12 protein-coding genes are annotated in these 12031 nt (G+C 41.4%); 5 read left to right on the top strand and 7 right to left on the bottom strand.

Annotated features, from left to right (window positions below; translation table 11 throughout):
* Nucleotides 1–171 precede the first annotated feature (171 nt).
* A complete protein-coding gene (locus E2R65_RS19430; protein WP_134338165.1) occupies nucleotides 172–1656 on the bottom strand; it encodes a hypothetical protein in 1485 nt (494 codons plus the stop codon).
* Between the two features lie 25 nt (nucleotides 1657–1681).
* The gene (locus E2R65_RS19425) at nucleotides 1682–2521 is read right to left on the bottom strand and encodes a hypothetical protein (RefSeq protein WP_134338164.1); all 840 of its coding nucleotides are present in this window, start codon (nucleotides 2519–2521) and stop codon (nucleotides 1682–1684) included.
* 106 nt (nucleotides 2522–2627) lie between these two features.
* Here E2R65_RS19425 and proS point away from each other — a divergent pair, with 106 nt between their 5' ends.
* The 5 genes from proS to E2R65_RS19400 all read left to right on the top strand — a co-directional run bounded on the left by proS (nucleotide 2628) and on the right by E2R65_RS19400 (nucleotide 7267).
* Nucleotides 2628–4100, top strand: a complete 1473-nt coding sequence (gene proS / locus E2R65_RS19420; RefSeq protein WP_134338163.1) for a proline--tRNA ligase — start codon at nucleotides 2628–2630, stop codon at nucleotides 4098–4100.
* Nucleotides 4101–4188: 88 nt separating this feature from the next.
* On the top strand, nucleotides 4189–4557 hold the full coding sequence (locus tag E2R65_RS19415; protein ID WP_134338162.1) for a four helix bundle protein: 369 nt from the start codon (nucleotides 4189–4191) through the stop codon (nucleotides 4555–4557).
* A 90-nt stretch (nucleotides 4558–4647) separates the two neighbouring features.
* Nucleotides 4648–5787 (top strand): trans-sulfuration enzyme family protein, encoded by a 1140-nt coding sequence (locus E2R65_RS19410; RefSeq protein ID WP_134338161.1) that lies wholly within the window; start codon nucleotides 4648–4650, stop codon nucleotides 5785–5787.
* Between the two features lie 39 nt (nucleotides 5788–5826).
* Nucleotides 5827–6738 (top strand): TIGR02757 family protein, encoded by a 912-nt coding sequence (locus tag E2R65_RS19405; RefSeq protein WP_134338160.1) that lies wholly within the window; start codon nucleotides 5827–5829, stop codon nucleotides 6736–6738.
* A gap of 160 nt (nucleotides 6739–6898) precedes the next feature.
* Complete coding sequence (locus E2R65_RS19400; RefSeq protein WP_134338159.1) at nucleotides 6899–7267, top strand: DUF5655 domain-containing protein; 369 nt, start codon at nucleotides 6899–6901, stop codon at nucleotides 7265–7267.
* Between the two features lie 74 nt (nucleotides 7268–7341).
* Here the strand turns inward: E2R65_RS19400 and E2R65_RS19395 are convergent, their stop codons facing one another.
* The 5 genes from E2R65_RS19395 to E2R65_RS19375 all read right to left on the bottom strand — a co-directional run bounded on the left by E2R65_RS19395 (nucleotide 7342) and on the right by E2R65_RS19375 (nucleotide 11817).
* Complete coding sequence (locus tag E2R65_RS19395) at nucleotides 7342–8880, bottom strand: DUF4394 domain-containing protein (protein WP_134338158.1); 1539 nt, start codon at nucleotides 8878–8880, stop codon at nucleotides 7342–7344.
* Nucleotides 8881–8944: 64 nt separating this feature from the next.
* Entirely contained in the window at nucleotides 8945–9283 is a 339-nt protein-coding gene (locus E2R65_RS19390; protein ID WP_134338157.1) for a hypothetical protein, read from the bottom strand.
* 109 nt (nucleotides 9284–9392) lie between these two features.
* On the bottom strand, nucleotides 9393–10451 hold the full coding sequence (locus E2R65_RS19385; protein ID WP_134338156.1) for a nucleoid-associated protein: 1059 nt from the start codon (nucleotides 10449–10451) through the stop codon (nucleotides 9393–9395).
* Nucleotides 10448–10903, bottom strand: a complete 456-nt coding sequence (locus E2R65_RS19380) for a hypothetical protein (protein WP_134338155.1) — start codon at nucleotides 10901–10903, stop codon at nucleotides 10448–10450. The genes E2R65_RS19385 and E2R65_RS19380 overlap by 4 nt, the downstream gene beginning before the upstream one ends.
* Nucleotides 10900–11817 carry a DUF6731 family protein gene (locus tag E2R65_RS19375; RefSeq protein WP_134338154.1) on the bottom strand — a complete coding sequence of 306 codons (918 nt, stop codon included), beginning with the start codon at nucleotides 11815–11817 and terminating at the stop codon, nucleotides 10900–10902. Before E2R65_RS19375 ends, E2R65_RS19380 begins: the two co-directional genes overlap by 4 nt.
* Between the last annotated feature and the right edge of the window lie 214 nt (nucleotides 11818–12031).

The following is a 12031-nucleotide window of genomic DNA, read 5'->3' as shown; positions in this document are numbered from 1 at the left end:
GCTCTTAGCACCGATCAGAAACTACTTTTCTGTACAATAGGGCTGCGTTCTCTAATAAACCAATAAAAACATATTAATAAAAAAAACCGCCTCATAATTGCTTATGAGACGGCCTCTTTTTTTATAACTGAGATTTTGTCTCAAATCTCACGTCTAATATCTCAAATCTAATTAAAAACGGTATCCCAAAGTTAAGTAACCGTTGTTATTAGTGTTTTTTAGCATGGCAGCAGGGTTGTTATTGCCAATATCATACGGGAATACATTTTGTGTGCCTGATGAGTGCGCGTAAGTAGCATCAACATAATAGGCGCCAAAACGCAGGCCTACACCACCGCTAACGGTTTTAATATCGCTGCCGTTATCTTTACGGGCATCGCCCTGTATGCCATAACCGCCACGTAGTAAAAAGAAGCTGCTGATACGTGCCTCAGCACCGATATGCGCGTTAATGGCAGATTTGTAAAGGCTTTTAATATCCGGGTTATCCAGCAGGTCTGCATCGTAATTGTTGCCGCTGCTGATGCGGGTTTTGCTGTAATCAACATATTCTACATCACCGGTAATAAAGCCAAAGCTTTTGATAAATACCGATGCACCCCCAGCCAGTTTTAACGGCGTACGCATGTTATAGTTTAGCTGATAATCATCAGATGTATTTTGAATTTGGTTGTTATTGCCCACTTTAGATGCAAGGCCTTCATAATAAATATCATCTATATTATAAAAGGTAGGCGAGGTAAATACCGCACCTAAGCGTACTGCCTCGGTAGGTTTGTAAATTACACCCAGCCTGGCGCTAAAGCCGGTACCCTGCGTAAGTTGGTTTTGCGAGTATGCAGAGGTAAAGTCGCGGTTTGCAGGGATGCCGCCTTCTAAAACAGATAAGGCGCCATCTTCATAAAAAGTACTGTATGAGTTGTAGCGCAGATCGGTAAAACTAAGCGCTAACCCTAAATAAAGTTTATTGCTGTAGTTACCACCGATAGAAAAATCTACAGCAGATTGGCCACCGGTACGATTAATAATAGCTTCCTGAGCGGTAGAGCCTACATTGTTAGCCCTGTATTCTGATGATGGCGGCGTGGTATTCAGGTTATAAGCATCTATCAGGTTTTGATCATAAGCCCAACCGGCCAACGAGCCCGAACCTATGCCATACTGGTTACCTTGAGATGCAAAGAAACTGTTTATAGAATTAGAACCATTTGTACCGCTATAACGGATGTTTTGATTAAAATTACTGTTACGGCTATAAGCTACACCATAGTTAACACTTAACCAGCCTTTGCTTTTATCTGCCCCGCGTGGTTTACTTAATTGGTTGTATATAACAACGGCCGCGTTATTTAAATTAACTTTATTGCTGTTGGCTGAATTTGACTGGCCAAAATAAGTTGAATTTGTTTTAGCCCCGTTAAATTCTGGCGTGATGCTAAACTCCGAACTGGTAAAAAAGCCCAGGCCTGCAGGGTTGCCGGTAACGTTGCTTAAGTCGCCGCCAATAGCGGTACCTGCATTACCAACCGCTTTTATGCGGGATGTTGACCCGGTAGTGGTTTGCGAGAAGCGGATGGCATCCTGCGAGTATTGTGCAAAACTATTTTGGGTAAGTGCTACTATAGCAATTACACTTAGTAAATATTTGAGTTTCATAAAATTTGTTAGGTTGATGTTATAATTAGTTTCTTACGGGCCTGCCGCCGCCACCACCACCGCTGCTTCTGCCACCGCCGCCGCCACCAAATGATGATGGTGCAGAGCGTTCTACACTCGGTTGGTAAGTAGGCCTGTCGGTACGTACACCACGTGTAGCACGCGTATCGCCATAAACCGGCCTGCCGTTGCCCCCGTTACTTACACCACGTGTGGCCCTGTTAGGTATATAACCTATACCGTTATTGTTGCCGCCATAGGCTGTGCGCCCACGGTTGGCAAAAGAGGTATTGCTGCCGTTCCCCCTGTAAGGGCGCGGATTGCTGCGGAATGCAGAATAACCGCCCCAGTAGCCGCCACCCCAGCCGTAGCCGTAACCGCCGCCCCAGAACGAATATGGTGAGTAAAAGCCACCATACCCAAAAGGAGAGTAGCCCCATGGCGAGCCCCAGCCGTAACCACCGCCCCAGCCTAAACCAAAGCCACCGTAACCACCCCAGCCACCATAGCCGTAACCACCATAGCCAAAGCCTAAACCAACATTCCATCCGTTGCCGTAACCACCATAACCGTATGGCGAGTATAAGTTATCATAATATCCAAACGGAGAATAATAGCTAAAACGGTTTATGCGCGATGCATAATCGTCGTAATAAAAATAGTCGTCTTCATCGCTGTACTGGTCTGCACCGTCTTGATCGTACTGGTTATTTCTGGTAACATATTCAGGCTCTTCTGCCGCTTTCGCGCGCGAAAAGTACACGTCGTCGTTATTTTGTGAGTTAGATGCTGTTTTGTTAACAGAGCAGGAACTCAGCGCTATGGCGCCGATAAAAGTTATTCCGAGGAGTAGGTTCCTTTTCATTTTTGTGGGGTGTAAAAGTTCGAGTTCAAATAAACGTATAAATTTATAAATTTGGCACCTGCTAAATGTTAAAATTAAAGTCAAATTTCATTCCAATAATCAAAATATGAGCAAAGGTGTTATCAGTAAAGACGAAGATTACTCGCAATGGTTTAACGACTTAATAATTAAATCTGACATGGCCGAATATTCGCCCGTGAGAGGATGTATGATCATTAAGCCGTACGGCTATTCTATATGGGAAAAAATACAGGCAGTGCTCGACAAAATGTTTAAAGAAACGGGGCACCAAAATGCCTATTTCCCGCTGCTCATACCAAAATCTTTTTTCTCAAAAGAAGCCAGCCATGTAGAGGGCTTCGCTAAAGAATGTGCCGTTGTGACACATTATCGCCTAAAAAACGATGGAGATGGTAATATTATTGTAGATGACGAGGCAAAATTAGAAGAAGAGCTGATTATCCGCCCAACATCAGAAACCATCATCTGGAATACCTACCGTGGATGGATCCAAAGTTACCGCGATCTGCCTATTTTGGTAAATCAGTGGGCCAACGTTATGCGCTGGGAAATGCGCACCCGTTTATTTTTACGTACCAGCGAATTTTTATGGCAGGAAGGCCATACCGCCCACGCCACATCAGAAGAAGCTGTAGCAGAAACCGAACAGATGCTGGAGGTTTATGCCGATTTTGCCGAGAACTGGATGGCACTGCCGGTAGTAAAAGGCCGCAAAACCGCTAATGAACGCTTTGCAGGCGCCCTGGATACCTACTGTATTGAAGCTTTAATGCAGGATGGTAAGGCCCTGCAGGCAGGTACATCGCACTTTTTGGGGCAAAATTTTGCCAAGGCTTTTGATGTTAAATTCACCACAAAAGATAACAAACAGGATTTTGTTTGGGCAACCTCCTGGGGGGTATCAACCCGCTTAATTGGTGCATTGATTATGGCCCACTCTGATGATGCCGGCCTGGTATTGCCCCCAAAGCTTGCCCCTATACAGGTTGTGGTTGTGCCCATTTACAAGCATGATGAAGAACTGGACAACATTACCACGTTTGTAAACGGCCTAACAAAAGAATTGCGTGCAAAAGATATCACTGTTAAATTTGATAAACGCGATACCCACCGCCCGGGTGCTAAGTTTGCCGAATACGAATTAAAAGGTGTGCCTTTGCGTGTTGCCATAGGCAGCCGCGATATGCAGAACGGAACAGTTGAGTTGGCCCGCCGCGATACCAAAACCAAGGAAACTGTTAACCAGGAGGGCCTTGCAGCACATATTGAGGCATTGTTAGAAGAGATACAAGCGAACATCTACAAGAAAGCATCAGATTTCCGTACCGAAAACACTACCGAGGTAGATACCTACGAAGAATTTAAACGGATGTTGGATGAGCAGCCGGGTTTTCTTTCAGCACATTGGGATGGTACATCTGAAACCGAACAAAAAATAAAAGATGAAACTAAGGCAACAATCCGTTGCATACCTTTGAATAATAAACAGGAAGAAGGCAAATGTATTCTAACGGGAAAACCGTCTACACAACGGGTGTTGTTTGCCAGAGCGTATTAATTTTAGTGAGTGGTTGATTGGGTTAAGTGGTGAGTGGTTTTAGCTGCACTTGCACATCGTAAACAAATTGATACATATTATTAACAATATGGCTTCTTTTACTGAATTAGAAACCTGGAAGCAATCGCGCAAGATCAGAAAATTAATTTCTGATCTTGCGCGGGGTTTTCCTGCTAATGAAAAATTTAGGTTAACAGACCAAATCATACGTTCTTCCCGTTCTATAGGGAATAATTTAGCAGAAGGTCATGGCCGTTTTCACTATCAGGATAACATCAGATTTTGTATCATGGCAAGGGGCTCCTTAACAGAAACGCTTGATCATTTGATTATAGCCTTAGACGAAAATATTATCACAGAAGAAGTTTTACAATCATTTCAACCAGAGTATGAAAGCTGTTTGAAATTAATAAATGGATATATTCAATACCTAAAAAGTAAAAAATTGAGTGAATAGTGTGTACTTGATTAGTGAATGGTTGAAATTTTCGATCATTTATAGATAGATAACCACTCACCACTTAACCCAATCAACCACTCACCAAACATGAAATTCGGAACAAAAGCAATACATGCAGGGCAGGAGCCCGACCCAACTACCGGCGCTATCATGACGCCGATATACCAAACATCAACCTACTGGCAAAAATCGCCGGGCGATAATAAGGGATATGAGTACTCGCGTGGTACCAACCCAACACGCAAGGCACTGGAGGATTGTTTGGCAGCTTTGGAAAATGCTAAGTTTGGACTGGCATTTTCGAGCGGAATGGGAGCAACCGATGCTGTAATGAAGTTACTGGCGCCGGGCGACGAGGTAATTACCGGTAACGACCTGTATGGTGGTTCATACCGAATCTTTACCAAGATCTATGCTAACTATGGCATCAAATTCCATTTTCTTGATTTGTCGAATCCCGATATCATCAACGAATATGTGAATGATAAAACCAAGTTGGTTTGGATAGAAACCCCAACCAACCCAACCATGCAGGTAGTGGATATTGAGGCGGTAGGTAAAATCACCAAAGCTAAAAACCTGCTGTTTGCGGTAGATAACACCTTTGCATCGCCGTACCTGCAAAACCCTATCGATCTGGGTGCCGATGTGGTAATGCACTCGGTTACCAAATACATTGGTGGCCACAGCGATGTGGTAATGGGGGCCTTGATGCTGAACGATGAAGAGCTATACAAAAAGCTTTGGTTTATCTACAATGCTTGCGGTGCTACACCCGGCCCTATGGATAGCTTTTTAGTATTACGTGGGATAAAAACCCTGCATCTGCGCATGAAAGCGCATTGCGAAAACGGCCGCCAGGTTGCCGAATTTTTAAAAGACCACCCGCGTATAGAGAAAATTTACTGGCCTGGTTTCCCCGACTCTAAAAATTATGATATCGCCAAAAAGCAAATGCGCGATTTTGGCGGTATGATTTCCATTGTATTAAAAGATGCCGACCTACAGGAAACCTTCCGCATTGCATCATCATTTAAAGTTTTTGCCCTGGCAGAATCATTAGGCGGTGTAGAATCATTGATCAATCACCCGGTGAGCATGACACATGGCAGCATCCCTAAAGCCGAGCGCGATAAAGCCGGCGTGGTAGATAACCTGTTACGCCTAAGCGTAGGGGTAGAGGATATAGAGGATCTGTTAGAAGATTTGAAACAGGCGTTAGCTTAAAGCCCCTAACCCCCTGAAGAGGGAATAAAAGTTCTTATTATGGATGAATTTTCAAATGCATCCCCTTTAGAGGACGGGAGGGGCAAACTCCCCCTTCAGGGGGCTGGGGGGCTAAATCTCAAATCTTTCCTCGACCAAAAGGTAGCCCAATACAACCGGCCGGAGTTTATTGCAAATGACCCGGTAAGCATCCCGCACCTGTTCAGCAATAAGCAGGATATCGAGATCATGGGTTTTTGGGCGGCCACGCTGGCATGGGGGCAAAGGGTTACCATTATCAATAAGTGTAAGGAATTGATTAGCCTGATGGATGGCGCACCCTACGATTTTATCGTTAATCATGAAGAGCCTGATCTGAAGAAGTTATTGCATTTTAAGCACCGCACGTTTAATGATATAGATACACTTTACTTTATATCCTTTTTTAGATGGCATTACGAGAATTTTGATAGTTTGGAGGATGCGTTTATACCCCCTAACCCCCTAAAGGGGGAACAGGATTTTAAAATAGTTAAACAAAAGTTCTCTAATCAGGAGGCGGAGGGGGTAGAAGCCTCTTTAAACCATTTCCGTTCTTACTTCTTTTCCCTGCCCGATTTTCCGCATCGTACTAAAAAGCACGTTTCTTCGCCATCGCAAAAATCTACCTGTAAAAGGCTGAATATGTTTTTGCGCTGGATGGTACGTAAAGACAACAACGGCGTTGATTTCGGCATCTGGAACAAACTTAAACCTGCCGACCTGATCTGCCCCTGCGATTTACACGTGGACCGCATAGCCCGCCATTTAAAACTCATCAACCGAAAGCAAACCGATTGGCAAACAGCCGTTGATCTAACCCAAAACCTGCGCGAGCTGGATCCGCTCGACCCCGTAAAATACGATTTTGCCTTGTTTGGTTTAGGGATAGAAGAACGTTGGGGAATTGAAGGAATATTGCCGGAGTTTTAAGAAAATATTATCATCTTGTCATTTCGAGAGAAGCGCAGCGACAAGATTTTTTTACACAGCGCTCAACGGCCATGCAAATTCACCTGCTTATTGCAAAAGATTTCTCCTTGTACCTAGTTCGAAATGACAATAGTTTTTTAGATTAGTAAAAACTATTTCAGTGCCACCCTCAAAAGAATATAACTTATCCAATTTCTTAACCGGCAAAAGCGAATATACACTTGCCTTGTTTAATCATTTTATAGATCGATATAACACTATCGGCCCGGTTGAAGTTATCCCGTTAAAAAGTATGATCGGATTAGATAACGGCCACAAGCGCATTGCCTACATCACCCAGTTAGGCAAAAACTTCATTCATGTGATATTTCCGTTTAAACAAGCCTATTTGGATAATATGTGTTTTATTAAAATACCCCAGGTACCGGGTCAGCAGCAGTTTAATCATCATTTCAGGATGCTGAATTTGACGGATATAAATGATGAAGTGCTTGGTTTTATGCAGTTGGCTTATCTGGGAGAAGGATAATTTGCCAATTTATCTACGAAAAAAGGTCGCCCAGTTTTATACAGGGCGACCTTTTTAATAAGAGTTAACTGATTTTAAAATCCTAAGCCTAAGGTAAATGCTTTTACATTACCGGTAAGTGTTGCGCCTGCGGTTGCAGCGCCTGTAGTTAAGTTTATTGTGTAAATTTTGGTTACGCCGCCAACAGTTAACAAGGCATATGCTGTGCCACTGGTGCTGCCAATATCAAAGCCATTGCTGGCCATGGCGGTTACACCTAAAGCACCAATTGGCACTAATACGCCGTTGTTTGGCGGATCTTGCCGGTAAAGCATGCTGGTTTGCGTATCAATATCAAATAATGTTGTAGTAGTTGCGCCTGCAAAGTTGTTGGTGTAAGCCGCAGCCGTTACAGATGGTGTACCGGGTGTTAATGGTAAATCAATTGCAGCAACAAGGCCGTCGTTAGGGTTTAGCCTTAGGTTTTGGCCGGTATTGCTTACCACACGTATCCGGTCAACAGTCGGGTTAAAATCAAAACCAAATTCCGTTCCTGATAATAAGGTGGTTAATGGTGCTGTACCCACCGCTGTGGCCGCGCCTGATGATGCATTAAGTGTATATAGCCTGCTTGTGCTCCCCAATATATAAAGCTGGCCATTAACCGGGCGGAAATCCATCCCTAAAACGTTTTCACCTGCTGCCATGCCTGTAATTGGTTTCACTACCGGCGATGGATTCATCGGGTTAAATATCATCAATTCGTTACTGGCGCTTACTGCGTAGGCCACCGGTTGGGTGGGTATAGCAATGGATGTGATGGCAGCTGCAAAATCGTTTTTGATTTTAGTTGCTTTACCGTTTTCCAAATTAATGTTATACAGTCCCGATTTATTATTAACGGTTAATACGGCTAAAGCAGCACTGCCATCGGGGCTAATGTCAAAACCGCCGGTTTGCTGTGCATCAAAACCAAGCGAGCCTATCTCTACCAGTTTGCCATCGTTTGGCGGGTCTTGTTTGTATAATTTATCGTTTGCAATATCAATCACAAATAATGCTGTTGTGCTTGTGCCTGCTGTATTTTGTGTATAAGCAGCTGCGGTAATTGTGGCCCCTGCAGCACCGTTTATCACACCGTCGGTAGCAGCTACGGTACCGGTTTCGGGGTTTAGGCGCAGGTTTTGGCCCGATAGGCTTACCAGACGGATCCTGTCTACCGTTGGATTAAAATCAAAACCTACTGCCGCGCCTGTAATAGCCGGGGTAAATGCAGCCGCGCCAATTGCACGGGCAACTGCTGTTTCGGTGTTAATTACATAAATACGGCTGCTGCTGCTTACGCCATAAAGCTGGCCGGTTGCAGGCCTGAAATCGATGGCTAAGATACTTTCGCCCACCTGTAAACCCGTAATGGTGGTTTGTTTGGTAAGCGATGCCGCGTTTTTTGCATTTAAACTAAGCAGTTGGTTATCCTGCGTTACGGCATAAAGGGCCAGGTCTGGCCCGGTAATGGTTTCATCAGTTGTGGGTGATGGAAGTACCCTGTCTTTTTTGCAAGATGTTGATATGATAATAGCAATTGCTGCGCATAACAAGCACAACCTGTTAATATAATGGTTGAATGTTTTCATGATGAGATAGATAATATTTACAATAAAAATGGCGGCCTGATAGCCGGTTAAAAAGACGTAAAAATTAAGATCTATCGGGAGGAGGGATGGTAATCGTTAAAAAGTAAGAAGATATATAAAGATTATTATAGGCTGTAAGATGCACAATTGTTGTGTGGGAGATAAACTGGGCCGCGGTGTTTGAATAAAAGCCGGCAAACTCTTTCTCTTTTTCTGAAGGATTAGCAGCCGCTTTTTTTTCAGCATCGTTATCGCTCTCTTCGGTATTAACAGATATTTCTTTACCCGATGGCTTTGCGGGTAAAAATACAGGCATAAAAATTTTGCATCCTATAAAAAAGATCAGCAGCACGCTTGCAGCAATGCGTAAATAAAAATACCGGTTAAATAATGCAGCTATCACGTAATATTAACAACAGGTAGATTGTTGTTGGTAATTACGTAAAGCGTATATAAGCAGGTTTTGTTTAGTAATGGGTTATTTACAACGTATAGCGATAATGCCTATTGCTTTACGCTTCCTCCTTAAAATAAACCTTATAGTAATTCATGGCTTTATCATCATCAAAGCCTTTTTCAATCAGTTTATTATCACCATGAATATAGATATGGAAATTCTTATCCAACTTTAAAACGCTTTTGTAAACACGTGCCTGCTTTTTTACGGCGTTGCCGGATATTTCAAAACTATCGGCTATTTTAGTATCAAATTCTTCCTCGTACTGATTTTTAAAGTTTTTGAAGGATGTGATCGCTTCCGGATTGCTGATCACCTCTTCACTAAACTCATCCAGGTCAAAAGTTTCTTTTTCCTTAAAGTATTTCATCGATCGGTTAAGCAGGTCTATCTTATCAGCCTTGCTCATCTCAAACTCATCATCCAATTTTTGGGTTACAAAATTCTTGTAAATGCCCAGCGTATTGCTGGTTTGGTTAAAGCTATCGTTACGGATCTTCAATTGCAAAAACTCATCCTTCCAGTAAACGGCAGCATCCTGCCCGCCGCTAACCTTATCTACCACAACCACTTTGTAGCCGTTCTCTTTTTCGATGTTAAAGATCAGTACGCCCTTATCCAGCTTGTTGATGTTAATGGCATCCCGCTCGTAATCTACCGCAAAGCCGCCCTGATCAGGGTACACCTTCAAGTAAGTTTCTTTGTTTTCTGATTTAAATATACCAATGGCATCCAATAGGTTACCTTCTATCTGTACATTGTTAAAATATACCACGTATATTTCGCCGCCTTTAATATTGGGGTGGCTGCTTACGTTATACAGGTGTTTGGCTATCTGTTCAGACATTTCCTGAAACTTCTCTTTATCTTCAAAAACTTTGCTGGTAAAATTATGTATCTCGTTAAGGGCAAGGTCGCCACTGCTGTGCATCAGGTGGTAAACCTCGTTAACTTTTTCAAATGGCTTTAAAAAATATTGGAGTAATAAATTAGGGATGATCTCATCCTTTAATTCCAGTGGTTTTTCAGACAGGGTATACATTTCGCCCGCAGCCTGGTTGCCTACATGGTGCACAGAGATAGTATCTAACGAAGCTTCAAAAAAAGTTGTCATTTTATAACAAAGTAAAATAAGTCAAGAAACAGAAAAACCTCAATAATCTGAAATGTAAAAACTCCTAATCCTATACAATCAATTAAATGACGCAAGTTTACAGTTTGATATAAATTTATGTGTGAATAATCAGTTGCTACTTTTAAACTAACATAAATTAACCCAGTTATTGCAAGTAGGGCGGAAGCTATAACCGCTTTCTTATTAAAATTAATAAGTTCGCCAAATCTACCACTTTCTTTTATTCTGGTTATTGCTGGTGTATCGCTTTGTAGTAACAAAGCTAATACTGCAAGTAAAAAGCCAAAGCTAATTGAAGATATATCTATTGATTTATCCATAAAAGATTCCATGTCAATTTGTTTGCTGAAATAAAGTTTATAATTTATTAATGCAATTATTATTGATATAGTAGCAGATAAGTACCTCTCTTTTAATTTATCAATAGTCATATTAGTAAATAATTGTCGAGATCATTTTTTATGCGTTGATAAGCCTCTGTAATTTCTTGTTTTCTAAAAGTTGGCTTTAGATCTCTCATATTTTTATCTTCGTTGTAACTTATCGATTCAAGCATTTTGTCTTTAATCAAGTCTACTTCTGTAATATTTTCTTCGTCTTCTTCATAGCCCCTAATAGCAAACTTTTTAACATTGTCTTTCATGAGATCGTAGTTTTCTTCAATCCAGCTAAGCATCTGATTTATCTTTCCTGTGTGAAGAGATTTATCTTTTCTACTTGTTATTTTATATACAACATCTATTAATTCAGCCCCAAACTCTTCTCCTGGTTTAGCTATTTCTTTCAGAGACTTTTGGTTATTCTTGACTTTTTTTACAATCTCACCCGGTGCCGCAAATTGCATGTGAATTGCTTTTTGACTCCCCATGCCAAGGATTTTTTTCATAGCATCTATATTCATTACAACATCAAATCGAATATCAAAAGCCACGATTCGCTCATCCTTTTCTTCGTTATATATGCTGTATAGTTTATAAATATGATCACTAAACTGGCCCATATATAAGCCATCTTTTGTTACTTCATAAAGGAAGAATTTAGTCGATTTAGAATATAAAAAAACATTTCCATAGGCCAAGCCTTCTGGTTCTGTCAAACCTAATGCTGATAATTCATTAGTTAATATGTTGTTTTTGGGGGGAGTAGCAACCATTTTAGTTGACTGTACAAGACCTAAAATAAGATCGCCTTTTTCTTCTATAAATACGAACTGCGTATATTTTGGACCAGACTTTATTCTAACTGATGCAAATTCATCATTCAACAAAAGGTCTTCGAAATTTAATTCCGAACCATCTACGGTCTTAATTCGAATTTGAAATACTTCAACTTTTTTCTTGCTCATTTTATTTGGATAAGGTTTAAAAGGAATAGGAAATGCAAGATACTAAAGATCTAAGTAATTTCAGATAGAATTTTTAACGCTAACATACAATCTATTAGTTAAAGTGCTTTTTTTAAGATCTATTTGTAACTATGGTAATTAACTATTATTGATTATAGTTAAGAAATATAACTTCTAAATAACGATTTTTGTATCGGTGCTTTTGCAACGATCC

The organism is Mucilaginibacter phyllosphaerae (genome assembly GCF_004378255.1).
GTDB classification, from domain to species: Bacteria; Bacteroidota; Bacteroidia; order Sphingobacteriales; family Sphingobacteriaceae; genus Mucilaginibacter; species Mucilaginibacter phyllosphaerae.
Note: the sequence above shows the minus strand (reverse complement) of the source record. Positions and strands in the feature narration are given on the sequence as shown.

Excerpts from the sequence above, each read along its gene's own strand:
- E2R65_RS19385 (WP_134338156.1), bottom strand. The coding sequence starts at position 10,451 with ATGACAACTTTTTTTGAAGCTTCGTTAGATACTATCTCTGTGCACCAT.
- E2R65_RS19375 (WP_134338154.1), bottom strand. The coding sequence starts at position 11,817 with ATGAGCAAGAAAAAAGTTGAAGTATTTCAAATTCGAATTAAGACCGTA.
- E2R65_RS19380 (WP_134338155.1), bottom strand. The coding sequence starts at position 10,903 with ATGACTATTGATAAATTAAAAGAGAGGTACTTATCTGCTACTATATCA.
- proS (WP_134338163.1), top strand. The coding sequence starts at position 2,628 with ATGAGCAAAGGTGTTATCAGTAAAGACGAAGATTACTCGCAATGGTTT.
- E2R65_RS19415 (WP_134338162.1), top strand. The coding sequence starts at position 4,189 with ATGGCTTCTTTTACTGAATTAGAAACCTGGAAGCAATCGCGCAAGATC.
- E2R65_RS19410 (WP_134338161.1), top strand. The coding sequence starts at position 4,648 with ATGAAATTCGGAACAAAAGCAATACATGCAGGGCAGGAGCCCGACCCA.
- E2R65_RS19425 (WP_134338164.1), bottom strand. The coding sequence starts at position 2,521 with ATGAAAAGGAACCTACTCCTCGGAATAACTTTTATCGGCGCCATAGCG.
- E2R65_RS19405 (WP_134338160.1), top strand. The coding sequence starts at position 5,827 with ATGGATGAATTTTCAAATGCATCCCCTTTAGAGGACGGGAGGGGCAAA.
- E2R65_RS19395 (WP_134338158.1), bottom strand. The coding sequence starts at position 8,880 with ATGAAAACATTCAACCATTATATTAACAGGTTGTGCTTGTTATGCGCA.
- E2R65_RS19430 (WP_134338165.1), bottom strand. The coding sequence starts at position 1,656 with ATGAAACTCAAATATTTACTAAGTGTAATTGCTATAGTAGCACTTACC.